This is a genomic window from Aeromonas piscicola (genome assembly GCF_000820005.1).
GTDB classification, from domain to species: Bacteria; Pseudomonadota; Gammaproteobacteria; order Enterobacterales; family Aeromonadaceae; genus Aeromonas; species Aeromonas piscicola.
This window is the reverse complement of record NZ_CDBL01000005.1, coordinates 15,371-40,095: the sequence shown is the minus strand read 5'-3', so window position 1 is coordinate 40,095 and position 24,725 is coordinate 15,371. Positions and strand designations below refer to the sequence as shown.

Sequence of the window (24,725 nt, the reverse complement as noted above, 5' to 3'; positions counted from 1 at the left end):
CTTGTTCAACTGCGGGCATACAACCCGGCACTCAGTCTCCGATCAGACCCGGTAACCGTTCGCGCCAGGAGTCATGCCATCCCATCAATTCATCACGCGGCATGGGCCGGGCGGAGAAGAAGCCCTGACACACGTCACACCCCAATCTGGCCAGCAGTCGCCAGGTCAGTTCATCCTCAACCCCCTCGGCGACCGACTTGAGCCCCAGTTTGCGGGCCAGCTCGATACTTGACTCTATTATGGCCAAACGTGAGGGATCCTCATAGCAGCGATCGACGAAGGATCTGTCCAGCTTGAGCTCGGTGAAGGGCAGCAGGGCCAGCTGCTGCATGGAGGAGTAGCCGGTCCCGAAGTCATCGATGGATAGCCCGAAGCCGTGCATGCGCAAACGAGTCAGCACCTCCAGCGACTTGCCCAGATCCTTCACGAACGAGCTCTCCGTCACCTCCAGGGTAATCAGCTCGGGGTTGATGCTCCAGCGCTGGCACTGGTTGATCAGGGTGTTGCAGAGATCCCCCTCGATGAGGGAGGTGGTGGAGAGGTTCATCGACAGGTTGAGGGATAGCCCGGTCTGCTCCCACAGGTGGCCATCGCGCAGAGACTTGCTGATGATCACCTCGGTCAGCTGGTCGATGAGACCATTGTGCTCCGCCAGCGGAATGAAGCGAGCCGGCGAGATGAGGCCGTAGTCCGGGTGCTGCCAGCGGGCCAGCGCCTCCATGCCGACCCACTGCCCCGAGCCAAAGCTCACCTTGGGCTGATACCAGGGCAGCAGCTGATCCTGCTCCAGCGCCTGACTCAGTTCATCCAGGGTCAGGCTGTGGCCATCCTCCTCCTGGGCCAGCTCCTGTTGTGGCCGCCAGGCGCCGATCAGCTGGCTGATCTGCTGCTGGCTGGAGGGCTTCTCGATGCGCCCCAGCACCTGCAGGCCATAGGCGGCACTCATCCGTAGCACGGCTTCGACCACGTCATCTTCCAGCGCGCTGGAAAGGATGATGCCGCCACGAAAGCCGCCGAGGGAGAGGCGGCGCAGCAATGCCATGCCATCCATGCCGGGCATGCGCAGATCGCAAAACAGGATGTCGACCTGATGACGCTGACACATGGCCAGCGCCTCCAGCCCGTCCTGAGCCTCCAGCAGGGAGGGATAACCGAGCCCACGGATCTGGTGCATCAGTGCCTTGCGCTGGAACGCGTGGTCTTCCACCACCATGATCACCAACTCATGCTGTGTCTTGTTCATCGAGCCATAGTCCAATTTCGCGTGTAATAGAGTTCATCAGCACCTGTACTGTCTGGCTCAACTCGGTGAGTTCTTCCAGCTGCTTCAGACGGGCAGCCGCTTCGAGTCGAGCCGCTTCCTCTGCCAATGCCAACTGCCCCACCATGCGGGCAGCTCCCTTGATGCGGTGCGCCGTCTCCACCAGGGCATGGGTATCCTGGCGGGCCACCGCCTGCATCATGTCATCGCCATCCTGACGGTTGGAATCCAGGTACTCCTGCGCCATGCTGCGGGCCACCTCCTCATCCCCGAACAGCGAGATCCAGCACTCCCCCTGCTTTCTGGGCGGTTCAGCCGGTGGTCGTGCCGCCTCGTCCACCAGCACGACCACCGGCAGCCAGCGGGCCAGCATCTGGCGCAGGGTATCCAGGGTGTAGGGCTTGAACAGCATGTCATTCATGCCGGCCTGCTGCATCTGCAGGCCAGCCCCTTCCGACGTATCGGCCGTAACCCCTATGATGGGAGCCTGCTCCCCCTGCGCCCGCAGGGTCCGGGTCAAGGTGTAGCCATCCATCACCGGCATGTGACAGTCGGTCAGCAGCAGGGAAAAATCCTGCCCCTGCCAGGTACGCAGCGCCTTCTCGCCATCGTCCACCACCTCGGCATCCACCCCGAGAATGGCAAGCTGGCGCGCCAGCAGGGCGCGATTGATGGGATGATCGTCGGCCACCAGCACGCGCCCCTGCAACTGAGCGGCATAGGCCTGCACCGGATGGATCGCTTTTTCCCCCAGCAACTGGTGACAGGTCTCCAGCAACAGATCGGGGTAAAGCGGGGATTGACCCAGGCGCCACCAGGCATCCGAACCCATGCGGCCGCGCAGCGCTTCCAGCGGGGAGAGCACTATGCCCTTGAGGTCGGATTGCTGCAAACGCGTCGACCACTCGCTGCCCAGCGCCTGCTCGAGCCAGCCCTCTTCCGCTAATAACAAACCACTCACCGGCTGCAACCACTGCTGCGGGTCCAGACGATTCAATCTAGCCCCCAGCCGCAGCATGGCAGACTGCAGGGCCGCATCCTCGCCAAACAGCCACCATTGCTGGCCTGCCAGCGGCGGCGCATCCCATTGGCACTCCGTCAGCGGGAAACCGAACGTCAGCCGGGTTCCCTGACCCGGTTTGCTCTCAAGAGCCAGGCTGCCCCCCATTTTCTGAGCCAGCTGATGACAGATGGCCAGCCCCAGCCCGGTACCGCCGAAGCGTCGGGTTATGTCGGACTCCACCTGCTCGAACGGGGTAAACAGGCGATCTTGCTTCTCTTCGGCGATGCCGATGCCGGTATCACTGACGGCGATGAACAGTTGCTCGGCGCGATAGCTGACCTGGATGCGGATCTCTCCCCGCTCGGTGAACTTGACCGCATTGTTGAGCAGATTGGAGAGCACCTGCCCCACCCGCACGACGTCGATGCGGGCCTGATCCGGCACCTCGGGCGCCCACTCCAGCGTCACCTTCAACCCCTTGCCATGGGCCAGGGTGGCATGACCACGGATCACGTCGCAGATCACGGAGGCGAGACGGCCATCCTGATAGTGCAGTTGCAGCTGGCCCGCCTCTATCTTGGAGAAGTCGAGCACATCGTTGACCAGATAGAGCAGGTTGTTGGTGGAGGTGATGACGTTGCGCAGCATGTAGCGCTGATCTTCATTCAGCTCGCTCATCTGCAGCAATTCCAGCATGCCGTGCATGCCGGAGATGGGGGTCCTGAGCTCGTGGCTCATGGTGGCAAGGAAGCGGCTGCGCACCTGCATCGCCTGTTCCGCATAGGCGCGCGCCTCTCGCAGCTCGTTCTCCTGGCGCTTGAGTGCCGTGATGTCCTGGATCACCCCGTTGAGGATCAGATTCCCCTCTTCCTGCGGCACGAAACTGCCGCGTACCTGCAAATAGCGATCCCCTTCGGGGCGCTCGACCCTGACCTCCAGATCGAGCGGCGCCAGGGTCTCGGCATGATTGGCCACCTTGCTGACAAAGTCCTGCAATGCCTCTTCGGTAAAGCCGAACACCTCGCCGCCCGACTCGGCCGACAGCATCTCCTGCTGACTGGCGCCCAGGATCTCGCTCGCCCCCTGGGAAGCATAGAGGAAGCGGCCCTTACCTGGCCCTTGCCACAGGTATTGATAGACGATGCCCGGCATGCTGTCGGTGATCTGGGTGAGCCGGGTCTCCGCCTGGCGGGCCCGCGCCTCGGCCTCCTTGATGCGGGTCACGTCGGTGAGTACAGTCAGTACGCCCAGCATGTCGCCGTTCGGGGAACGATAGGGGCGTTTGGCATAGATGACGTGGAACATGGCACCATCCTGGCGGCGGCTGTAACCCGCCCCTTCCAGCTGCTCACCGCGCTGCCACACCTCCAGCTCCTCCCTGAGCACCCGCTCCCGCTCCTGGGGCGGCATGCCGTCGAGATCGTCGCAATCATCGCCAACCTTGGCCCCGATGAAGGCATCCCGGTAGGCCTGGTTGCAGAGGGTGATACGCTGCTCGCGATCCCGCAGCGCCACCATGTTGGGCAGGGAGTTGAGCAGGGTCTGCACGAAGGTCAGCTGCTCGTTCAACTTGTGCTCGGCCAGCTGGCGCTGGACGATCTGGCGGCGCAGCGTGCGGTTCCAGCCGATGAACAGCAAGACGCTGAGCAGGAAGGCGCCGATCCCGAAAGAGGACCAAAGCGCCACCGTGGTCGGGTTGATGCCGGTCTGTATGCTCAAGGAGAGCCACTTGCGTTCAAGCTTGGCCAATTCTTCAGGCCGAATGGAGATCAGCACCTTGGTCAGGATCTGTTGCAACATGGGATCTTGCTGGCTCACCGCCATGGCGATCGGCACCCGCAGCTCGTTGCCTGAGAAGACCACCTGATAGCGATTGTTGAATCCTTTCTGCAACGCCTGCTCCAGGGTCGTCATGCTCATCAGCACATAGTCGACCTCATGCTGATCGAGCAGGGGCAACAGCTTGGTGTCGCTGCTGACCGTTACCGGATAGGCACCCACCTCCTCAAGTATCAGCTCCTCGACCGATCCACCGACTATGCCTACCTTGTGGCCCTTGAGTGCGTTGAGGTTTTCCAGCTCCTTGCCCCCCTGCCTGGCGGCGATCACCCTGTGGATAAAGGCATATTCCGGGGTAAACAGGCTGTACTGGCGCCGCTCGGCTGTGGGGGTAATGGCCGGAATGAGATCCAGCTTGCGCACCTTGAACAGCGCCTGAGTCTCGGCCCAGCTGCTGGTCGGCACCAGGGTGAACTTGAGACCGGAACGCATGCTGAACAGCTTGAGCAGATCGGCGAGGAATCCCTTGAGCTGGCCGCTGCCGTCGATCTCGCTCACCGCCGGCCAGTCAGGGGCGACGCCGAACCTCAGGGTCGGGTGCTGCGCCAGCCACTCCAGCTCGTTCTGGTTGAACACTATCTGACGGGGGCCATTGGCCAGTTCGTAGTCGACTATGCCGCCAGTCTCCAGAATGCGGCGTCGTTCATCGAGGGGAATGTCGTTGAGTGCCAGCTCCAGCAGTCCCAACAGGCCCTGATTGTTGGGGCCCACTGCCATGGCCAGCGAGGTATCCGTCACCCAGTCCGGGGTGCTCACCTTCAGACTCGCCTGCTGTTGCAGGCGCTGCAAGCGAACCAGGGCGGGCAAATCCGCCAGATAGGCATCCGCCAGGCCCTTCTTCACCATGAAGACGGCCTCGTCGCTGCTGTCGGCCTCTACCAGATGCGCCATGCCAAGCTGCACCAGTTCCTCACAGGAGCTGAAGCCATGTTCACACACCCAGCGCAGTTGACGGGCCGCCGGCAGGGTCAACTGGTCATCCCCCTTCGCCAGCAGAATGCCACGGGGCAATCCCATGAGATCCGAGGTAAAACGCATCTGTTGCTGCCGGGAGTGGCTGGGGGTCACGCCGATCAACATGTCCACCTCGCCGTCGAGCAAGGCCTGCTGGGCACCGGCATAGTAGGGATAGGTCTTGTAGCGCAGCGTCAGTCCCAGCCGACCGGCAATCAGGGTGGCAAAATCATCCAGCGGGCCGCTGAATCCACCCCGGCTATTGGCATAGACATAGGGGGGCCAGGCCACCGAGGGCATGCCGACTATCAGGTCGCTGCGCGAGGCGAGCCACAGGCGCTCGGACAGCCCCAGTCGATCCTTGTCCAGACTGGTTTCCGCCGCGGTAGCAAGGCTCCAGCAGGCAAGCCAGCACAACAGGAAGGCGCGATAGCAAAGACGCAACATGGACAACTCCTGAACAGATCGGAGAGCGATGATAGAGATTTTGGCAAAATGTGCGAATGAAAATTCGTAATCAAACTCAACCGGATACGAAAAATGGCAGGCCTAAGCCTGCCATTTTCCTGCAAAAAGGGGGCCAGGCCCCTTACTGTCAGGTTATTCGATTCCCAAGCCGGAAGCCGGTTTGATACTCCTGCTCACGGACATGGGCGATCTGCACATTCTGCCCTTCCAGCCCTATGTCTTTCAGCAAGGCGGGCGAGAGGTGCAGGTAACTGATGCGGCGTTCCAGCCGGGTGATCCGTTTCTGAACCAGGGATTCGACGGTGCGCAGCAGGGTCAGCTCGATAGACATAATATTCTCCAGTTGAACGTGCGGTTCTCCCGGAGAGGGGACATCACCCTGCGGGACAACCGCGGGTGATGAAAAAGCAGGTGTTACCTGTTTCCTCCACGCGGCAGAAAAAGAGCACGAGTCTTCGCGCTGCTGATGCAGCGGTCGAACGCAACGTTTAGCATTGAATGTTGCATATCCGTCTCCTTACCGAGTGAAAGTTGAACAAGTTGCCACAGTCTAAAAAAAGACCGAATTTTATACAATAACCTCACCCCCCATATGGGGAGTGAGCCATCTATCAATATCCAGACGAGACACAGTTCTATCGCCCGTCAGCCGCATACATCCGTTCCCGGACGGCACGCACAGGATTTGCCTGGCGCGTGTCAGATCCCGGACAAGAGGCGGAACTCTTCCAGCGCATAGGTATCCGTCATGCCGCTCACATAGTCGAGCAGCAGCCGCACCCGGTAGTACCACTCCTGTTCGGCACCCTTGTCGAAACGAGGATCCCGGCTGGCCACCGCCAGCCGGTATGCCTTGAGATGGCGGGCCGACAGGCGGTGAAACAGGCGGCGGGCGAAGAACAGCTCGCTGCCCCCCTGCCCGGCCAGCAGGCGTTCGAACTGGCTGGCGGGCAATGTCAGCAGACAGGCATAGGTGGAGAGCACACCACGCAGGGCGGCATAGCCTTCCAGCTCCAACGCCTCGACCTCGGGCCGCATGAACACCTGCTCGCGAGCCACCTGCTTGAGGGTATCGAGCACCTGCGCCGCCGGCGCCTGACCGTGCAGCAGCGCCTGGGGATAGGCACCGCTCAGTATGATCTCGTGCTCGCTCGCATAGGTGTGGGCGGCCAGCGCGATCAAGTCGTGAGTCAGATGCTGGCGAAAATGGGGGAAGAAGCCTCTGTCAGAGGCGGTGGCATCCGCCAGCAAGCCCGCCATGTAGGCGCCCTCATCGGCCAGACGCAGCGCCTGTTGCAGCTCGCTCAGGCTGAGAATGCTCCTGTCCACCGCATCTTCGAGATCGGCGATGCAGTAGGAGATGTCGTCTGCCGCCTCCATGATGTAGACCAGCGGGTGACGGCAACCGGGCGCCAGTCCCAGGCTCTGGCTCAGGGAACGGTAGAGGGGTTGTTCACTGAAGAAAATGCCGCGCTTGCTGGCCCAGCCATGATGCTGACCGTCGTGCAGGGGCTGCTGCGGATACTTGCACAGGGCGGCCAGCTGCCCCAGGGTCAGGTTCAGCTCGTGCAGGCTGTGCACCAGCCTCAGACTCTGGGCGTTACCATCGAACACCAGCAGATCCCGACGCAGTTCTGCCCACTGCGGGCTGGGTACCTGGCCAAGGGCAGCAGCGAACAGCGTATCCAGCTCCTGTGCCAGCCACTGGCTCATCACCTGCTCGCCAAAGTGGCCGAACGGCGGGTTGCCGACATCGTGCAGCAGACAGGACATCTCCACCAGATTGATAAAGGCCCCCTCGCACACCGAGCCCGCCGGCAGCGCCGCCAGAATGCGGCGGCTGATCTGGCGACCCGTCTCCTGCACCTCCAGCGAATGGGTGAGACGGCTGCGCACCGAGGCCTTCACATCCAGCGGGAAGACCTGGGTCTTCTGCTGCAGCCGGCGCACCGGCGCGGCCTGCACTATGCGGGCGCGATCCAGCTCGGTCGCCTCCAGCAGATCTTCCTCACCCCAGGGGTGGCTGCGCAGTGACGGGATCAGACGCTGATACATATTGTTCATCTCCTTTGGTGCGTAAAGAGGCGGCAACGCGCCTCAGGAGAGCAGCCAGCGCTTCAACCTGGCGATATCGCCCGGACACTCGCGGCGCAGCGACTCTATCCAGTCCTCCACGTTCTCCCACCAGGCGGGGTGATCCGGGCTCTGGATCAGCTGGGCCAGCTGCTGCAGCCGGCGCAGACCGATGGAACCGGCCGCCCCCTTGATCTTGTGCGCCTCCTCCACCACGCCAGCCTGATCGCGGGCAATCATGTTGGAGTCGAGCACCGCCATGTAGTCCGGCATCATCTTCTCGAACAGATCGACGCTGGAGAGCAGTACCGGCTTGCCCACCGTATCGGCGTAGTCGGTGAGGAAGGGCAAGTCCAGCAGCTCATCCTGGCTGCCCGCATCGGCCTGCTCGTCCGCCTCATCGTCGGCCAGGTCGGCAAACAGGTGACCAATCACCTCCCGCACCGCCCTGGAGCCCAGCGGCTTGTTGATCACATCCTGCATGCCGTGATCCCGATAATACTGGCGATCGCCGGTGGCGTTGGCGGTGAGCGCCACCATGGGCGGCAAACTGTCGCCGTAGCGCTCAAGCAGCTGGGCTGCCACGTCGAAGCCGGTCATATCCGGCAGCTGGATATCCAGCAGGATCAGATCAAAGTCATCGGGATTGGCCATGGCCAGCGCCTGGGCACCGTCCCGCGCCACCTGCACTTGATGACCAAGCTTGTTGAGCAGAGCGCAAGCGACCGTCACGTTCAGCTCCACGTCTTCCACCAGCAGAATATCCAGGGAGGGCATCTCGGGCTCGGCTTCGGCGGCTTGAGGCTCGACGCAGTCCACCTCCAGCTCGGCGGTGAAGCAGGAGCCCTCACCCGGATCGCTGTCCACGTAGAGCTGGCCGCCCATGGCCTGCACCAGCTGACGGGAGACCGCCAGCCCTATGCCCGTGCCGGTGGCGTGTTTCTTGCCCTGCACCTGATAGTACATGGCGAAGATCTTCTCCTGCTGGGCGCGAGGAATGCCGACACCGGTGTCCTCCACCTCGAAGTGCAGGGCCAGCTTGCCCAGCTCATCGGCCGCGTGGAAAAGGCAGCGTACCGTCACCCCGCCCTCATCGGTAAACTTGACCGCATTGCCCACCAGGTTCCACAACACCTGACGCAGCCGGGTGCCATCGGCCATCACGAATTGCGGCATGTCGCCGTCCCGGTCGAAATGCAGATAGAGCCCCTTCTGCTCCGCCTGGATGCGCGACAGCGTCTCCAGCTCGTCGAGGAAGGCGGGCAGGTCGATGGGGGTCGGTGCAATTTCCAGCCGGCGCCGGTCGAGTTTGTCCAAGTCGATAATGTCGTTGAAGATGTTGCCGAGCGTCACCGCACTCAGGTGGATGGTCTTGAGCTGCTGATGCTGCTTGGGATCGAGGGGAGTATCCATCAGCATGCGGCTCAGCCCCACTATGCCGTTGAGCGGGGTGCGCAGCTCGTGGCTGATGGTGGAGATGAAGGTGGTCTTGTCGCGGCTCGCCTTCTCCAGCTTGTCCTGATACTGCTTGCGCTCGGTGATGTCGCGGCCAAAGCCGAGCAGGCCGAGCCGCTTGCCGAAGCGATCGAAGAAGGGCACCTTGCGCAGCTCGAAGTAGGCCTTGCGACCATCCGGATACTCCAGCCATTGCTCATAGGTGAGCGGCTCGTTGCTGGCGAAGACCTGCTTGTCGGTCTCCACCACCTTGTTGGCTATCTCCTGCTTGTAGACGTCGAACGGGGTCAGCCCGATGAGCTCGGCCTCCACCTTGCCGGTGAGTTCCTCCATGGCGCGGTTGCAGCCGGAGAACTGCTCGTCTTCGTTGCGGTAGTAGACCAGATCGGGGGAACAGTCGATGAAGGAGCGCAGCAGGGCGGTGCGCTCACCCAGATGCAGCTGGGCCTTCTCGCGCTGGAACACCTCGTTCTCCAGATCCTCGATCGCCTGCTGGCGCAGGGTCTCGGCCCGGTTGGTTTCGGCAATCTGGGCGTTGAGGCGGCTGATGTTCTCCTGCAGCTGGCTGTTGAGTTCCAGATCCCGTTCGCGCATGTCTTGCAGCTTGCGCACCATGCGGGTCAGTCGCTGGCGGGAATCTTCCAGCTGATCCACCACGATGGAGAGAAAATAGACGGCCCAGGGGGTCACCAGCAGGCCGAAGAAGACAGAGCGCACCAGGTCGACTATGTCCACCGTGCCGCGCAGAAACAGGGTCACCCCCATCTGGATGGAGACGGCCAGCACTATGATGCCCGTCGCCAGGAACATGCTGAAGCGCACCAGTCCCAACTTGGTCATCAGGTCGACGTAATATTGCGCCCAGGATTTTATTTGTTTCATCTTATTGTTTTCTCCCCCATATTCGCCGAACAGAATACCAGCACGGCGCGCCGAACTCTTGTGCCGTTGCACGATTAATTATCGATTAACCTATGCCCCCCGGCTGGAGTAGCATGCCGGGATAAACTCGGTCGGCCAGGGTCCAGCCCGTGGCGCCATCATGCCAGCCGTTTAATTCAACAGTTTGATCTTTCAGGAGTCTTATCGATGCGCACTCTCACCCTGCTGAGTCTTGGCCTGCTGGCAGCCAATGCCGCCCACGCCGATCTTGGCGAAATCCCCAAGCAGTCCGGCTGGTCCGGTTTCCTGCTGGGCGGGGTCAACGCCGTCAGCTACAAGTCCAACTTCTATGCAGGAGAGGACAACAATAGTCGCATCAATGATCTCGGCACCGCCGACAGCGAGAGCGGCCTGACGCCGCTGCTCAACGCCGACATCCGCTACACCTTCGCCGATACCCGCACCCAGGTGTTCCTTGGCAACCTGATCCAGGATGCGATCCGCTTCGACTTCACCCAGCAGCTGGGTCTGCGCCAGGAGATGGGTGACAAGGGGATAGTCGCCACCTCCCTGGTGTTCAACGCCATGCCGGTCGAGCTGTGGAGCGATCCCTTCGCCAACGGGGTGGATCGCAGCTCCACCGACGTGAAGTCAAAAGGGGTTCGCTTCGCCTGGGACAAGATCTGGGGCAGCAACGTCTACGGCAGCCTCACCAGCCGGGAAGTGGATCTGGATGAGGAGCGCAGCGGCCAGCAGTATGACCTGACCCACGGCACCCACTACGCCTCCATGCTGGATCGCAATGGCAAGGTGCACGACATGGCGCTCTCCTACCAGTGGCATTTTGGCGGCAACCAGCTGCTGGAACCCGCGATCCTCTACAAGCAGGCCAAACTCGATGGCAGCGCCGAGAGCTTCAAGAACACGGGCTTGCAGCTGACTTACGCCCAACGCGGCCCCCAGTGGTCCATCGTCAGCAACCTCTATGCCGGCAAGCGCAAGTATGACGAGGCGAACCCCATCTTCGGCCAGCGTGCCGATGCGGACGAGTTTGCCATCAACGGCACCTTCTTCTGGCACAAGCTGTTCGGCATCGATGCCCTCGCAGCCACCTTCACTGCGGCCTACTCCAAGGCCAACTCCGACATCAGCTTCTACGACACCCAGTCCAGCCGCGTCAGCACCGGCCTGCTCTACAACTTCTAAGCCCTCGCCCAGCAACAAACAACAAGGCCACCCCATGGGTGGCCTTGGCATATGTAGCGTTGGCTGACGTCAGATACCGAGCGAGTCGAGCAAGTCGTCATGCTCGTTGGCGACCGGTGCGGCCACCGGAGCCGGCTTGGCGGCCGCCAGCTTGGTCTGGGCGATCAGGGCATCCGGATCCAGCTCCTCCTCATCCATGCCATCGTTGTGAATGCGGATGAACTCTGTCCTGTCCATCGCCAGCTCCAGATAGAAGATGTTGTTGCGGGCGGTGAAGAAGGTAACCCGGCGTGCTTCCGGGTTGTCGAGGTTGGTGTCGACACTCAACATCACCTGCTTGTTCAGGGCCAGCATCTTGGGCTGGTTCTGGGTGATGTGAGTCTGCAGATCCCGGCCCACCTTGACGGTGAAGCTGCCGACTATCTGGTTCATCAGCTCGCCCATGACGTTGCTCACCTCGTCCGAGGTGTGGGAGATAGCGAGATCTTCCTTGGATAGACCCATGCTGAGCATGTAGCTCTCATAGAGCTCCATGGCCGCAGAGGCGGAGAAGTTGATCACCACCAGACCGGAGAAGCCGCCATCAAACAGCACGAAACAGCCGATATCCGGCTTGAGGCAGGTCTTGCTGATGCGCTGCACCATACCGGAGAAACGCACCTGACTCTGGGTCGCCGCACTCAATACATCCGTAACCGAATGACACAGACTCAGCAGCACATCCTCTGTGGTCAATACGGCATCGTTGTCGGCTCTTGTCACTATCATGGGACCTTCCTGAACATCGAAAATGGGCTTATCTATACCATAACTCTAACAGATAGCGCGGCTTGGGCTTCGAAATAGCGAGCCGCCTCTCACTTGACTCAATTATCAGCGGCAAGCGGAATGAAACCGGCCAGATGGGTGAGCTTGAGGCGCCAGCTGGCGGCCTCCTGCTGCAAGCTGGCCTCGTCATGAGGCAAGGAGGGATGCGCTCCCCAGATGGGACCTGGCCATGCCCGATCCGTGGTAAAACGGGCGACATGATGCAAATGCAGCTGCGGCACCAGATTGCCGAGCGCCGCCACGTTGATCTTGTCCGGCCGCAGCGCCTGCTCCATCAGGGTGGCTAGGGCGCAGGACTCCTGCATCAGCTGTTGCTGCTGCGCGGGCGCCAGATGGTGAATCTCCCGCAAGTTGGCGACCCGTGGCACCAGGATGAGCCAGGGATACTGGCAGTCTTTGGCAAGCAGGACACGACAAAGCGGCAGATCCCCGAGCAGCTGGGTATCCGCCTGCAGGCGAGTGTGCAATTCAAACATGAAGACCTCGTTGGATAAGGTGGGCGCAATGCACGAAGAGAGCCCCCACGTTACTGCAACGGGCTGCAAACTTAAAGTCGCGGCACGGCCCAGCCGATGAAACGCTTGCGAAGCTCGGGATCCGCTTTGAGGAACAGCTGCTGCAACTGCCCTTCCAGCTCGCGGGTAGCCAGGGTGGGAGCCGTGGCGCCTGCGGTTGCAGTGGTGGCAACGGCGGCTGTCGTCAGCGCCGCCTTGCCAGCACCGCGATTGTACTCATCGAGCCGGGCACGCCAGTCCATACCGAGCAGCATGCCGCTGGTCACCAGTGCATCCTGCTGGATGGAGAGCGCCCGGCCATCCGCCTGCAACGCCACCACGGGGGCCTTGGCATAAAGCTGCATCCCCTTTTCAGTGGCCGGTACGCTGGCCACCAGTTGCAGGCGCTGTTGGCTGGCCTGATAGCGCAGCACCTGCGGCTCGGATCGCACCAGCCGATCGTTCTCACTGCTATTGCGGCTCGGGATCACCCCCTCATAGCGCACCAGCAACTGCTGCTCCCCGTCCGCCAGGGCGGCGTGCTGCTCATCCTGCAACTTGCCACTGCTCACCGCCAGGATCTGGAAATCCGTTGGCACCGCCACCTCGACCTCGGCCTGCGCCGTACTCATACCCGTCGCCGCGCACAGCAGCGTCAATCCAACCCAACTCTGATAACCCTTCATGCTCGCTCATCTTCCTGATCGGTGTGATGGGCGCAGGGTAACAGCCGAAGATGACAGAAAAATAACGGCGCAGAGCCCTCATAACAGGTAGTGGGGCCGCTCGGCAAACCACTGGGCTAGCACCTGCTTGAACAGCCGGATCTTGCGCGGTACCCGCCGCTGCTGGGCATGCAGCACGTGCAGCGGGTGCAGACCTGTCTGCCACTGATCCAGCACGGCCACCAGCTCGCCACTCGCCAGCCAGGGCTCCACCAGCATCAGCGGGCATTTGGCGTATCCCATGCCCGCGCGGGCCAGTTGCAGTACGGTACTGTAGTGATTGGCCCGCACCTTGCCCTGCACCAGAATGTGGGCCTCCTCCCCCTCACGGATGAAGTGCCACTGCTCCCAAGCCGGATTGTGCCCCTGCAACAGGCAGCTGCGCCCGCTCAGTTCGTAAGGCGTGGCCGGACGCCCTTCCCGCGCCAGCAGGGCGGGACTGGCCACCACCACATCCTTGAGCCGACCGAGCGGCAGGGCCACCAGATTGTCCGGCACCTCGTTCATGGCGCGCAGGGCGATGTCGTTCTCCCCCTGACTCATGTCGACCATCTGGTTGGTGAAGTTGAGTTCCACCTCAACCCCGGGGCAGAGCACGGCAAAGCTGGCCAGCAGCTCGCTCACCATGCGATCGCCGGTGCTGACCGGGCAGGTGAAGCGCAGGCGGCCGCTATCCTCTTCGGTCAGTGCCTGAATATCCTGCTCCGCCTGTCGTGCCAGCACGAAGATCTCCCCCGCCTGCTGATAGAGGGTTTTGCCTGCCTCGGTCAGGCTGAGGCGGCGGGTGGTGCGCTGCAGCAACTGGGCATTGAGGGAGGACTCCAGCGCACTGACATGGCGGCTCAGCATCCCCTTGCTGACTCCCAGGGCATCGGCGGCGGCAGAAAAGCTGCCTCGCAGCACCACCTCGTAAAAGCTGGCCAGATGGGCGATATCCATCATTAGCTCCAATATGGAAACAATTGGTTTATTTTACGCGCTTTTTCGCATTTTCTGTTGCGCTAGAATCAACACATCCCAACCAGGAGTGATGCAGATGAAAATTGTGATTGTGGGTGCCTCCGGCACCGTCGGCTCGGCCGTCAGTGAGTTGCTTGCCAAAGACCACCAGGTGATCCGGGTCGGTCACAGTCGCGGCGATGCCACTGTTGATATGCGTGACCCCGCCTCCATCAAAGCGCTGTTTGCCAAGCTGGGTGCGTTCGATGCACTGGTAGTCGCCAGCGGCAGCGTGGCCTTCAACGGCCTGACCGAGATGACCGACGAGCAGTGGCAAGTGGGGATCGAGAGCAAGCTGATGGGCCAGATCAATCTGACCCGTGCCGCCATCCCCCATCTGAATGACAAGGGCTCCATCACCCTGATCAGCGGTATTTTGAGCGAGGAGCCCATCAACTGGGGGGCCAGTGCGACCACCATCAACGGCGCCATAGAGCACTTCGTCAAGGCGGCAGCCTGCGAACTGCCCAAGGGGTTGCGCATCAACGTGGTGAGCCCGACCGTGCTGACCGAGTCGATGGACAAATACGCCGCCTTCTTCCCGGGCTTCGTGCCGGTGCCGGCCGCCCGGGTGGCCCAGGCCTACCAGAAATCCGTGCTCGGCGTGCAGACCGGGCAGGTGTTCAGGGTCAATGGCTGATAGCCGCCGCCCTCTTGCCGCCAGACCAGCAATAAAAACGGGCCCCGCACTGGGGCCCGTCTGTTTGTCGGCTTGTGCCTTTTGCAACCAGCAAACGTTTGTTTTTCGATGACAAAAAAAGGCGGCAACCCTTAGTCGATCAGACCGTACTGATCCCGCAGCACCTCGATGATCTCCTGCTTGGGATTGGCGGAGCGCACCAACTTGTGGCCGATGATCTTCTCGGCGATCCCCACATAGGTGTTGGAGATATCCATCATCACCTCGGTCGGCAACTTGTTGTCACGGGCCAGGGCGAAGCGTTCCGGCATGCGGTGCTTGTTGAGCAGGATATCCGGATCCGGGAAGTGGTTGAGCAGCCACTGACGGAAACCCTCTTTGGACTTCTCGACGATCTGGCCGTCGCGCAGGGCGGCGCCATCCCAGATGCGGGAGCTGTCGGGGGTGCCCACTTCATCCATATAGATCAGCTTCTCATTGCCCGCCGCATCATGGACATAGCCAAACTCGAACTTGGTATCGACGAAGATCTGATCCAGCGCGGCCAGCGCGTCGCTGATGACGTTGAAGCCCTCTTTGAGCAGCACTTCGTAGCGGTCGATGTCGGCCAGCTTGCTGAAGTTGAAGCCCTGGTAGTGGCGCTCGATATCGGCGCGGGAGACGTTGACGTCATCGGCCTCAGGCACACCATCCAGCCCTGTCAGCACACCCTTGGTGGAGGGGGTGATGAGGATTTCCGGCAGCTTCTGATCTTTTTTGAGCCCTTCTGGCAGGGTGATGCCGCAGAACTCCCGCTCGCCATCCTTGTAGGCACGCCACATGGAGCCGGTGATGTACTGGCGGGCAATGGCCTCGATCATCACCGGACGGGCTTTTTGCACTATCCAGACGAAGGGGTGCGGAATATCCAGGATGTGGCTGTCGGCCAGTCCCTTCTCCTTGAACAGCTTGAACCAGTGGCTGGAGATGGCGTTGAGTGCCGCCCCCTTGCCAGGTACGCCGTTCAGCCCGTCCACACCTTGCCAGATACAGTCGAAGGCCGAGATGCGGTCACTGATCACCATGAGGGCAAGCGGTGCATCGGCTGGCACATCATAGCCTTTCTCCTTGATGAGCCGGGCACTGTCTGCGGGGGTCAACCAGTAGACGCTGCGCACTTTGCCGGAATGGACAGGTTTATCGGTACGGATCGGCAAATCGTCATTCACCGCCAATACTTGATCTGCAAGACTCATGGCTAATAACACTTCCTGTTTGTGGGAGGAATAAAACAGGAGCACAGGGCCCCTGTTTCTGGGGGTTAACATATCAAGCGCATCAGACCCTGTATTTACAGGGGGATTAACCTAACAAAACAGGGGCACTAGGCCCCTGTTTCTATTCTGTTTTTGCTGCCTGGTCAGCCAAGCCCTTGGCGAATGCCTCGGACAGGCTGATGTACATCTGGGAGATGACACCGGACGACACTGGCTTCTTGTCCTTGTCGAACAGGGTGATGGAGGTCTTGCCCCCTGCCATCTCGCCAAGCTGGAAGCGATACTTGTCCTCTTCCAGTTTGAACGGCTCGCTGCCCTTGGCCTTCCAGAACTCGCTGCCCGGCTCGTCGTACTCGACGTCGATCCAGCCCAGAGACTGCTGGGTATCCTTGATGGTGAAGCCATAGCCAGGCAGCACCTGGTTGAGGCGACGCCACACCTGATCAAAGGAACCGTCGGCAATCCAGGCACTCAGCTCGTTGTTGTCCAGCCCCAGCTCCAGCCCCATGCCATCGTTGGCCTTGTGCTGTTCGCGGGACTTGAGCTGCTTGTCGTAATAGAGGGAGAACTGGTTCAGGGCACGGGTGGCGTAGCGCTGGGCATCGGCCGGCGTCAGCACAGTGCTGGTCTCGCCGTCTATGGTCTCTTCGTGATCCAGCACCCGCACCGACATGTTGACGGCGTGACGCTGGACATCGTTGCGCAGGGTGAACTGGTAACGCTGACGGATGTTGAAGTCGTCATCCTCTTCGCTCCAGCCATCGAGGGCCTTGGTGTTGTCAAACCAGCCGGTCTGCAACACGCCTGCCTGCTGATCCAGCTTCTCGGTGGTCACCTTGTACTGGGCCAGGAAGTTCATCAGGAAGGCCCAGGTATCGCGCTCCACGCTCTGGGAGGTGCTCAGGGCATAGAAGGCCACGGTGGGCTCGCTGGCATTGGGCACCACCTGGCTGCCCGGTACCACGGTCAGCAGCTGGGCAGGCGGGCGCACGTCAATCTTGGCGCCGAGGGCACCTTCGCGGCTGCTCTCGGGCAGCGCCGGGATGTCGAAGCTGCTGTTAAAGGCGGGGGTACTCAACCCGGCCGGCACCAGGAACGCGCGGCCTTCAAGGCGGGCATCCTCGTACTCGAAACCACGGTTGGCCATCTTGCGATCCTGGGGTGAGCTACAGGCTGCCAGCACGGCAACGGTCGCCACACTCAGCACCAGGCGCACTGCATTTCCCTTTCCATTTGCTTTAAACACTCGCCATCAACTCCGCAGTGGTCAGTGCTCGCGTCATCGCTTGTTCGCCCTCGGGGGTGAGGTCGGTGAGCGGCAGACGCAAGGTCGCCGTCGCCATCAATCCCAGTCGGGCACAGGCCCACTTCACCGGGATGGGACTCGGTTCGCAGAACAGAGTCTGATGCAACGGCATCAATCGATTGTTGATGTCATGGGCCAGACCGGCATCACCGGCCAGCGCTGCACGACACATGTCGGCCATCTGGGCCGCTGCAATATTGGTGGTGACCGAAATGACTCCGTCGCCACCTTGCAGCATAAAATCACATCCACTGGCATCATCGCCACTATAAAGCGCGAATTCCGCTCCGCACAGCTCACGCAGCAGCGGAGTACGGCTCAGATCCCCGGTGGCCTCTTTCAGACCTATGATGCCGGGCACCCTGGCCAGTCGGGCTACCGTCTCCGGTTTGAGGTCGCAACAGGTGCGACCGGGCACATTATAAAGAATTTGGGGCAGACCACTAGCCTCGGCGATCGCACAATAGTGACGATAGAGGCCTTCTTGGGTGGGTTTGTTGTAATAAGGGGTAACCGAGAGACCCGCCACCACGCCCGTTTCGGCGAATCGTTTGGCCAGGGCGATGGCATGGGCGGTATTGTTGGAACCGCAACCGGCGATGACGGGAATGCGTCCGGCGGCCAGTTCCACGGTTTTTTCCACGACGGCAATGTGCTCCTGCTCGCTCAGGGTCACCGATTCCCCCGTGGTGCCAACCGCGACTATGGCGGTGGTGCCTGCGCTGACATGATAATCGACCAAGGCGGCCAGACTGGTCCAGTCGACTTCGCCTGAAGCCAGCATGGGGGTAACGAGGGCAACGATACTACCGCGTAACATGGATATTTCTCCCGATTTTCAGGGGCGTTATGGTAAAGCTGCCCCCTTGGAAAAACAAGGGAGGCAGGGGGCAAGCCGTGATACCATTCTGCACAAAAAGCGGTGCGCGAGCGCGACGGCCTGCGCCAATCTCGGGTCTTCTCGACTCGAGACAAGGCTCGCGGCCACGGCATTCTTACAAGGTTGCCATGTACAAGCGCAGGGAATGGCCCAAGGCCGGCCGCCCAGTCAGGGCGGCGCCCACTGCGCTCACATTCGCAACAAGCTAATGGACGAGAGAAGATTTATGACTCACTACCTGGTCGTAACGGCCATAGGCACGGACAGGCCTGGCATAGTCAATGAGGTCACCCGCCACGTCAGTGGCTGCGGTTGCAACATTGTCGACAGCCGTCTTGGTATCTTCGGTAATGAATTCACCTTCATCATGCTGCTGTCCGGGGACTGGAACAGCCTGATGCAACTCGAGATAAGCCTGCCCCTGCGCAGTCAGGAATGGGATCTCATCACCATGATGAAACGTACCGAGCGCCACCACTCGCTGCAGTACGACATCAGCGCCAACGCCGAGATCCTGATCCGTGACCAGCCCGGCATCGTAAGCCAGTGCACCCAGTTCTTCAGCGACCACGGCTGGGACATCCAGGCCATGCAGACCATTACCCTTGAACAGCAACCCTTCAATCTGCTCAAGGCGAGCTTTCAGCTCAATCTAGCCAAGCAGGGAGAGACTGCCGGCTCGGAAACGGCCTTCGCCGGATTCTGTCGCGAACTGGGCGCAGAATCGTTCGAATTCATCGTCAACAACAAACACGCCTGACGGCGTTCGGAGACCACATGCAACCACTACAGGCTGGTACCCAGGCCCCCGACTTTTCCCTGCCCGATCAGGACGGCAACCCGGTTCGTCTTGCCGACCTGCGCGGCAAGAAGGTGCTCATCTATTTCTATCCCAAGGCGATGACCCCGGGCTGCACCACCCAGGCCTGCGGTCTGCGTGACGTCAATAGCGAGCTGACGGCCCTCAACGTGGTGGTGCTCGGCATCAGCCCGGATCCGGCCAAGCGCCTGAAGAAGTTCGAGGAGCGCGACAGCCTCAACTTCCGCCTGCTGGCCGATGAAGATCACGCAGTGGCCGATGCCTTTGGCGTCTGGGGCCCGAAGAAGTTCATGGGCAAGGAATATGACGGCATTCACCGTCTGAGCTTCCTCATCGATGAAGAGGGCAAGGTCGTCCACCGCTTCGACAAGTTCAAGACCAGCGACCACCATCAAGTGGTACTCGACCTCATCAAGGGTTGAGCCCGCCCGGCATGAAAAACACCCAATACAAAAGGGCCTGCAACTGCAGGCCCTTCGCTTGTCTTGCTCGCCAGTCTCACTGTGTGATGATGGCATCAACCAGTGCATCCCGGCGGGGGCGCCATCTCTGCCCCCCCCTTCCCTTGCCCCGTCGGCCAGAACCAGCGGTCACAGCGACGAAGTCATAGTTGTGATGGTCGTCCATGCACCAGTATCGGGTGCCTTGGTGGGTCAGTTGGCACAAGCCAAATGACACCTACATTATTGTTGCCAGCGCAGGCCGAAATACAGGTGCGCAGCCGTCACATTTAATTAACCAGTCGCAGACCCGTTTTGATTTCCCGACCCGGCTTTCTCGCCAACCTCCCCTGCCAGATCAAAAAATTCATCTGAGATATGGGTTAACGTAACCCCAGTTTCATTTTCCAGTGAGAAAAGCCCATGAACATGAGCCACACCGAACGCCTGATCCTGAGCAACCAGTACGAGATCCTGGCCAAACTCAATCCGGAAAAGGCGGCGTCCTACCAGCGGGCCAGCACCATCATAGCGCGCGGCTACTGTCTGCAGATCCTCGAACTGGAGAAGAGCTTCGGTCATCTGGATCTGGCCACCTGTCAGGAGGTGATCGACACCCTGGAGCTGCACCATGCACTGGCCATCTCCTGGGGCAATCTGGATACAGCCGATCAGGGCGAGATCAACGCCAGCCGGCTGGAGTTCAACGGCTACAGCCGCAGTCAGGAGCGGGAGCTGGCCGACTACGTCTGCTTCCTGCTGGAAGTGGACAAGCGCTTCCCCGAACTCAAGTGCCCGTGCGACGAGCTATCCAGCGACATCGCCATGCGTGACAAGTACCAGCGCATGCTGACCGTATGGCGCCAGTGTCCCCGTCAATACAAGCTCTCCATCCAGGAGATCCGCAAAGTATTGGCGGCCTGATCGCCATGGATGGAAAAGGCGCCTGTGGGCGCCTTTGTCTGATTGGAAAACCTTGTTCGCCTATTCGTAGAGAAAGGATTTGTCCAGCTGCTTGAAGGCAGCATTGAGGGTATCGGCCAGCTCTTCGTAACGGGGCTGGGCCACCAGTTGGCGATGTCCGCCCTGCTCGTTCATCTTGCCGTTGATCTCGCGATACCAGCTGGCAAGGGAAGGAGGCAGCCGGGTATCGGCGCGCTGGCCGAGCCAGTAGTAGCCTTGCAGCGGCAGGCTGAGCAGAAACAGCACAGAAGCCATGACCGAAGGCCAGTAGTGCAGTTCACCAAGCTGGAACTGCAGCATGACGCTGAGCACCGCCAGCGCCGGAATGATCTTGAGGGCGAATTCGGTGGCCTTGATCACCCGGTTCTCGGGAAACATGGAATTAAGCTCGGGACGGCGGGGCCAAAGGGTCATATAATGACGGCCTTGCTGTAATTTAGTTCCAAAAATGTTCATGCTCATGCTACCTCCGAGCTTTTTTTGAACGTATTAACGGCAAAACCTCGACTATATTTGATGTGCAATAACAAAGGTTGAGGATGACTTTGTTATTTTTCAACAATCGGGTTATCCTTTGTACGCCCAATTTTTGCGCCAACGGCCTGCCGTTGCGCTGTCAGGGACGTCTGGATTTCGGGTCTTGTATCACTATACAAGGGGCAAGCAACAGATTGCCAACCCTCATAAGGATAAGTTGAAAGTTTTTGGACGCAACGCGTCCAACGCATCCTCCTACACAACCCAATCTGCGATAGGATTTATTCATGAGTAAGCTGGTTCTTGTACTTAACTGTGGCAGCTCGTCCCTGAAGTTTGCTGTCATTGACGCAACCACCGGTGATGATCTGTTGTCCGGCCTGGCCGAGTGTTTCAACCTCGACGACGCCCGCATCAAGTGGAAACTGAATGGCGAGAAAGGCAGTGCCGATCTGGGCGCAGGTGCCGCTCACCAGGAAGCGCTGGACTACATCGTCAACAAGATCCTGCCGCTCAATCCGGAACTGTCCCAGAATCTGATCGCCATCGGTCACCGTGTTGTTCACGGTGGTGAGCGCTTCACCTCCTCCGTCGTGATCTGTGATGACGTGATCGCCGGCATCGAAGCCGCCGTACCGTACGCACCGCTGCACAACCCGGCTCACCTGATCGGTATCCGTGAAGCCCGTCGTATCTTCCCGGCCCTGGCCGACAAGAACGTGGCCGTGTTCGACACCGCCTTCCACCAGACCATGCCGGAAGAAGCATTCCTGTACGCCCTGCCGTACAAGCTCTACAAAGAGAACGGCATCCGTCGTTACGGCGCCCACGGTACCAGCCACTACTACATCAGCCTGGAAGCTGCCAAGCAGCTGAACAAGCCGGTGGAAGAGCTGAACATCATCAACTGCCACCTAGGCAACGGCGGTTCCGTCTGTGCCATCAAGAACGGCAAATCCGTTGATACCTCCATGGGTCTGACCCCGCTGGAAGGCCTGGTCATGGGTACCCGCTCCGGCGATCTGGACCCGGCCATCATCTTCTTCCTGCACGACAAACTGGGTATGAGCGTGGCGGATATCAACACCATGCTGACCAAAGAGTCCGGCCTGCAGGGTCTGACCGAAGTCACTTCCGACTGCCGTTTCGTTGAAGACAACTACGACAGCAAAGAAGAAGCCAAGCGTGCCATGGACGTTTACTGCTATCGCCTGGCCAAGTATATCGGCGCCTACGCCGCCGCCATGGACGGTCGTCTGGATGCCGTGGTCTTCACCGGTGGTATCGGTGAAAACTCCGCCCCGATCCGTGAAATCACCCTGAACAAGCTGGGTCTGCTGGGCTTTGACGTCGATCACGACGCCAACCTGAAGGCTCGCTTCGGCAAGGGTGGCGAGATCACCAAGGCTGGTTCCACCAAGGCCCTGGTTATCCCGACCAACGAGGAGTGGGTCATTGCCCACGACGCGCTGGAACTGGTCGGCGCATAATTTCGCTGTAGAGCAAGGCCGCCCCAGGGCGGCCTTTTCCTGATCCCAAAAAATGAACAAGGGGTATTAAGTGGCACGCACTATTATGCTTATCCCGGTCGGCACTGGTGTCGGCGTAACTTCCGTGAGTCTTGGCGTTGTCCGCGCCATGGAACGTCACGGTGTCAATGTCAGCTTCTTCAAACCGGTCGCCCAGCCGCGTCCGGGTGAAACCGGTACCGAGCGCTCCACCGCCGTGATCCGCGCCGCTGCCAACATCAACCCGCCCGAGCCGTTCGCCCTCTCCTACGCCGAGAACATGATCACCTCCAGCAACACAGATATCCTGCTGGAAGAGATTGTGGCCCGCTTTGAAGAGCACGTGAAAGCGAGCGGTGCCGAGGTGCTGGTCATCGAAGGCATGGTTCCGACCGACAAGCAGCCGTTTGCCAACAAGCTGAACTACGACGTCGCCAAGGCGCTGGATGCAGATATGGTGTTCGTGACCCATCCGGGCAACGACTCCAGCCAGAAGCTGAAAGAGCGCATCGAGCTGGCCTGCTCCAACTTCGGTGGCGTCACCAACCCCCGTATCGTGGGTTGCGTGATCAACAAGGTTGGTGCCCCGGTTGACGAGCACGGTGTGACCCGCCCCGACCTGACCGAGATGTTCGAGGCGCACCACCATACGTCTGAAGCGGCTCACAATCTGGAAGTGCTGCAGGTGTTCGGCAAGAGCCCGCTGCGCATCCTGGGTTGCATCCCCTGGAATACCCAGCTGATCGCCCCGCGTGCCAAGGATCTCGCCAAGCACCTGGCCGCCAAGATCCTGCACAAGGGTGAACTGGACAGCCGTCGCCTGCAAACCGTGACCTTCTGTGCCCGTTCCATTCACAACATGGTTGAGCACTTCCGTCCGGGCAGCCTGCTGGTGACCTCCGGCGATCGTTCCGACGTCATCGTCTCCGCCTGCCTCTCCGCCATGAACGGCGTCAAGCTGGGCGCCCTGCTGCTGACCGGCAACTATCATCCTGAACCGCAAGTGCTGGCCCTGTGCCAACAGGCCATGGCCACCGGCCTGCCGATCATGATCACCGGCACCAACACCTGGCAGACCGCTGTCAGCCTGCAGAACTTCAACGTCGACATTCCGGAAGATGACCGCGAGCGTATCGAACTGGTGCAGGACTATGTGGCTGGTCACATCGACAAGCACTGGATCGAGTCTCTCTCCGCCAAGTCCACCCGTTCCCGTCGTCTGAGCCCGCCGGCATTCCGTTATCAGCTGACCGAGCTGGCCCGTCAGGCCAACAAGCGCGTCGTGCTGCCGGAAGGCGAAGAGCCGCGTACCATCAAGGCTGCCGCCATCTGTGCCGAGCGTGGCATCGCCCGTCCGGTGCTGCTGGGCAACCCGGAAGAGATCCGTCGCGTTGCCGAGCAGCAGGGCGTGGTGCTGACCGACCGTGTCGAGATCATCGACCCGCTGGAAGTGCGTGAGCGCTATGTGCCGCGTCTGGTCGAACTGCGCAAGAACAAGGGCATGACCGAAGTGGTTGCCCGCGAACAGCTGGAAGACAACGTGGTGCTGGGCACCATGATGCTGGAACGTGGCGAAGTAGACGGCCTGGTATCCGGCGCGGTACACACCACCGCCAACACCATCCGTCCGCCGATGCAGATCATCAAAACGGCCCCGGGCTCTTCCCTGATCTCCTCCATCTTCTTCATGCTGCTGCCTGATCAGGTGCTGGTGTACGGCGACTGTGCGATCAACCCGGATCCCACTGCCGAGCAGCTGGCCGAGATCGCCATCCAGTCCGCCGACTCCGCTGCCGCCTTCGGCATCGAGCCGCGCGTCGCCATGATCTCCTACTCTACCGGTACCTCTGGCGCCGGTGCCGATGTAGAGAAAGTGCGTGAAGCGACCGAGCTGGCCAAGGCCAAGCGCCCCGACCTCATCATCGACGGCCCGCTGCAGTACGACGCGGCCATCATGGAGAATGTGGCCAAGTCCAAGGCACCGAACTCACCGGTTGCCGGTAAAGCCACAGTGTTCGTCTTCCCGGACCTGAACACCGGCAATACCACCTACAAGGCGGTACAGCGCTCCGCTGATCTGGTCTCCATCGGCCCCATGCTGCAAGGCATGCGCAAGCCGGTCAACGACCTGTCCCGTGGTGCCCTGGTTGACGACATCGTCTACACCATCGCCCTGACCGGTATCCAGGCAGCTCAGGCCGAGTAATCGACCTTCAGTCTGCCCTGTGAAAAACCCGCCGAGAGGCGG

At 60.6% G+C, this 24,725-nt stretch carries 20 protein-coding genes; 7 read left to right on the top strand and 13 right to left on the bottom strand.

Annotated elements, in window-relative coordinates:
* Positions 1-31: 31 nt before the first annotated feature.
* From BN1128_RS00830 to arcB, 5 genes are all read right to left on the bottom strand, one after another.
* Positions 32-1,243: an EAL domain-containing response regulator gene (locus BN1128_RS00830; RefSeq protein WP_042865692.1), complete on the bottom strand. Its 1,212-nt coding sequence runs from the start codon at positions 1,241-1,243 to the stop codon at positions 32-34.
* Positions 1,224-5,504, bottom strand: coding sequence for an ATP-binding protein (locus tag BN1128_RS00825; RefSeq protein ID WP_042865691.1), 4,281 nt, complete (start codon positions 5,502-5,504; stop codon positions 1,224-1,226). Before BN1128_RS00825 ends, BN1128_RS00830 begins: the two co-directional genes overlap by 20 nt.
* A gap of 148 nt (positions 5,505-5,652) precedes the next feature.
* Positions 5,653-5,856 (bottom strand): hypothetical protein, encoded by a 204-nt coding sequence (locus tag BN1128_RS00820; RefSeq protein WP_042865690.1) that lies wholly within the window; start codon positions 5,854-5,856, stop codon positions 5,653-5,655.
* Between the two features lie 368 nt (positions 5,857-6,224).
* Entirely contained in the window at positions 6,225-7,580 is a 1,356-nt protein-coding gene (gene dgt, locus BN1128_RS00815; RefSeq protein WP_042865689.1) for a dGTPase, read from the bottom strand.
* Positions 7,581-7,622: 42 nt separating this feature from the next.
* Positions 7,623-9,935, bottom strand: a complete 2,313-nt coding sequence (gene arcB / locus BN1128_RS00810) for an aerobic respiration two-component sensor histidine kinase ArcB (protein WP_042865688.1) — start codon at positions 9,933-9,935, stop codon at positions 7,623-7,625.
* 207 nt (positions 9,936-10,142) lie between these two features.
* Between arcB and BN1128_RS00805 the strand changes: the two genes are divergently transcribed.
* Entirely contained in the window at positions 10,143-11,141 is a 999-nt protein-coding gene (locus BN1128_RS00805; RefSeq protein ID WP_042865687.1) for a DUF2860 family protein, read from the top strand.
* Between the two features lie 69 nt (positions 11,142-11,210).
* Here the strand turns inward: BN1128_RS00805 and BN1128_RS00800 are convergent, their stop codons facing one another.
* From BN1128_RS00800 to BN1128_RS00785, 4 genes are all read right to left on the bottom strand, one after another.
* The gene (locus BN1128_RS00800) at positions 11,211-11,909 is read right to left on the bottom strand and encodes a DUF3334 family protein (protein WP_042865686.1); all 699 of its coding nucleotides are present in this window, start codon (positions 11,907-11,909) and stop codon (positions 11,211-11,213) included.
* Positions 11,910-12,007: 98 nt separating this feature from the next.
* A complete protein-coding gene (locus BN1128_RS00795) occupies positions 12,008-12,445 on the bottom strand; it encodes an HIT domain-containing protein (protein WP_042865685.1) in 438 nt (145 codons plus the stop codon).
* Between the two features lie 71 nt (positions 12,446-12,516).
* On the bottom strand, positions 12,517-13,149 hold the full coding sequence (locus BN1128_RS00790) for a DUF2057 domain-containing protein (protein ID WP_042865684.1): 633 nt from the start codon (positions 13,147-13,149) through the stop codon (positions 12,517-12,519).
* Between the two features lie 78 nt (positions 13,150-13,227).
* Entirely contained in the window at positions 13,228-14,127 is a 900-nt protein-coding gene (locus BN1128_RS00785) for a LysR family transcriptional regulator (RefSeq protein ID WP_042865683.1), read from the bottom strand.
* Between the two features lie 97 nt (positions 14,128-14,224).
* Here BN1128_RS00785 and BN1128_RS00780 point away from each other — a divergent pair, with 97 nt between their 5' ends.
* Positions 14,225-14,827 (top strand): short chain dehydrogenase, encoded by a 603-nt coding sequence (locus BN1128_RS00780; protein ID WP_042865682.1) that lies wholly within the window; start codon positions 14,225-14,227, stop codon positions 14,825-14,827.
* A gap of 131 nt (positions 14,828-14,958) precedes the next feature.
* On the opposite strand, the gene BN1128_RS00775 is transcribed toward BN1128_RS00780, so the two are convergent.
* From BN1128_RS00775 to dapA, 3 genes are all read right to left on the bottom strand, one after another.
* Positions 14,959-16,062 (bottom strand): phosphoribosylaminoimidazolesuccinocarboxamide synthase, encoded by a 1,104-nt coding sequence (locus tag BN1128_RS00775; protein WP_042865680.1) that lies wholly within the window; start codon positions 16,060-16,062, stop codon positions 14,959-14,961.
* A gap of 142 nt (positions 16,063-16,204) precedes the next feature.
* Entirely contained in the window at positions 16,205-17,329 is a 1,125-nt protein-coding gene (gene bamC, locus BN1128_RS00770) for an outer membrane protein assembly factor BamC (RefSeq protein ID WP_156140050.1), read from the bottom strand.
* Positions 17,322-18,209: a 4-hydroxy-tetrahydrodipicolinate synthase gene (gene dapA, locus BN1128_RS00765; protein WP_042865678.1), complete on the bottom strand. Its 888-nt coding sequence runs from the start codon at positions 18,207-18,209 to the stop codon at positions 17,322-17,324. The genes bamC and dapA overlap by 8 nt, the downstream gene beginning before the upstream one ends.
* 286 nt (positions 18,210-18,495) lie before the next feature.
* Between dapA and BN1128_RS00760 the strand changes: the two genes are divergently transcribed.
* From BN1128_RS00760 to BN1128_RS00750, 3 genes are all read left to right on the top strand, one after another.
* A complete protein-coding gene (locus BN1128_RS00760) occupies positions 18,496-19,029 on the top strand; it encodes a glycine cleavage system transcriptional repressor (RefSeq protein ID WP_042865677.1) in 534 nt (177 codons plus the stop codon).
* A 17-nt stretch (positions 19,030-19,046) separates the two neighbouring features.
* Positions 19,047-19,511 carry a thioredoxin-dependent thiol peroxidase gene (gene bcp, locus BN1128_RS00755; RefSeq protein ID WP_042865676.1) on the top strand — a complete coding sequence of 155 codons (465 nt, stop codon included), beginning with the start codon at positions 19,047-19,049 and terminating at the stop codon, positions 19,509-19,511.
* Between the two features lie 441 nt (positions 19,512-19,952).
* Positions 19,953-20,453, top strand: a complete 501-nt coding sequence (locus tag BN1128_RS00750) for a YfbU family protein (RefSeq protein WP_042865675.1) — start codon at positions 19,953-19,955, stop codon at positions 20,451-20,453.
* Positions 20,454-20,513: 60 nt separating this feature from the next.
* Here the strand turns inward: BN1128_RS00750 and yfbV are convergent, their stop codons facing one another.
* Positions 20,514-20,954 (bottom strand): terminus macrodomain insulation protein YfbV, encoded by a 441-nt coding sequence (gene yfbV, locus BN1128_RS00745; RefSeq protein WP_042865674.1) that lies wholly within the window; start codon positions 20,952-20,954, stop codon positions 20,514-20,516.
* Between the two features lie 302 nt (positions 20,955-21,256).
* On the opposite strand from yfbV, the gene BN1128_RS00740 reads away from it, so the two are divergent.
* Both BN1128_RS00740 and pta read left to right on the top strand, forming a co-directional pair.
* Positions 21,257-22,459 carry an acetate kinase gene (locus BN1128_RS00740; protein ID WP_042865673.1) on the top strand — a complete coding sequence of 401 codons (1,203 nt, stop codon included), beginning with the start codon at positions 21,257-21,259 and terminating at the stop codon, positions 22,457-22,459.
* A 70-nt stretch (positions 22,460-22,529) separates the two neighbouring features.
* Positions 22,530-24,683, top strand: a complete 2,154-nt coding sequence (pta, locus tag BN1128_RS00735) for a phosphate acetyltransferase (RefSeq protein ID WP_042865672.1) — start codon at positions 22,530-22,532, stop codon at positions 24,681-24,683.
* Positions 24,684-24,725: the final 42 nt, after the last annotated feature.

Bases quoted from the DNA above. Each gene is read 5' to 3' on its own strand.
- BN1128_RS00800 (WP_042865686.1), bottom strand. From the start codon at position 11,909: ATGATAGTGACAAGAGCCGACAACGATGCCGTATTGACCACAGAGGAT.
- BN1128_RS00760 (WP_042865677.1), top strand. From the start codon at position 18,496: ATGACTCACTACCTGGTCGTAACGGCCATAGGCACGGACAGGCCTGGC.
- BN1128_RS00785 (WP_042865683.1), bottom strand. From the start codon at position 14,127: ATGGATATCGCCCATCTGGCCAGCTTTTACGAGGTGGTGCTGCGAGGC.
- dapA (WP_042865678.1), bottom strand. From the start codon at position 18,209: ATGTTACGCGGTAGTATCGTTGCCCTCGTTACCCCCATGCTGGCTTCA.
- dgt (WP_042865689.1), bottom strand. From the start codon at position 7,580: ATGTATCAGCGTCTGATCCCGTCACTGCGCAGCCACCCCTGGGGTGAG.
- BN1128_RS00820 (WP_042865690.1), bottom strand. From the start codon at position 5,856: ATGTCTATCGAGCTGACCCTGCTGCGCACCGTCGAATCCCTGGTTCAG.
- BN1128_RS00795 (WP_042865685.1), bottom strand. From the start codon at position 12,445: ATGTTTGAATTGCACACTCGCCTGCAGGCGGATACCCAGCTGCTCGGG.
- BN1128_RS00790 (WP_042865684.1), bottom strand. From the start codon at position 13,149: ATGAAGGGTTATCAGAGTTGGGTTGGATTGACGCTGCTGTGCGCGGCG.
- BN1128_RS00805 (WP_042865687.1), top strand. From the start codon at position 10,143: ATGCGCACTCTCACCCTGCTGAGTCTTGGCCTGCTGGCAGCCAATGCC.
- yfbV (WP_042865674.1), bottom strand. From the start codon at position 20,954: ATGAGCATGAACATTTTTGGAACTAAATTACAGCAAGGCCGTCATTAT.
- bcp (WP_042865676.1), top strand. From the start codon at position 19,047: ATGCAACCACTACAGGCTGGTACCCAGGCCCCCGACTTTTCCCTGCCC.
- arcB (WP_042865688.1), bottom strand. From the start codon at position 9,935: ATGAAACAAATAAAATCCTGGGCGCAATATTACGTCGACCTGATGACC.
- BN1128_RS00740 (WP_042865673.1), top strand. From the start codon at position 21,257: ATGAGTAAGCTGGTTCTTGTACTTAACTGTGGCAGCTCGTCCCTGAAG.
- BN1128_RS00750 (WP_042865675.1), top strand. From the start codon at position 19,953: ATGAACATGAGCCACACCGAACGCCTGATCCTGAGCAACCAGTACGAG.
- BN1128_RS00830 (WP_042865692.1), bottom strand. From the start codon at position 1,243: ATGAACAAGACACAGCATGAGTTGGTGATCATGGTGGTGGAAGACCAC.
- BN1128_RS00775 (WP_042865680.1), bottom strand. From the start codon at position 16,062: ATGAGTCTTGCAGATCAAGTATTGGCGGTGAATGACGATTTGCCGATC.
- BN1128_RS00825 (WP_042865691.1), bottom strand. From the start codon at position 5,504: ATGTTGCGTCTTTGCTATCGCGCCTTCCTGTTGTGCTGGCTTGCCTGC.
- BN1128_RS00780 (WP_042865682.1), top strand. From the start codon at position 14,225: ATGAAAATTGTGATTGTGGGTGCCTCCGGCACCGTCGGCTCGGCCGTC.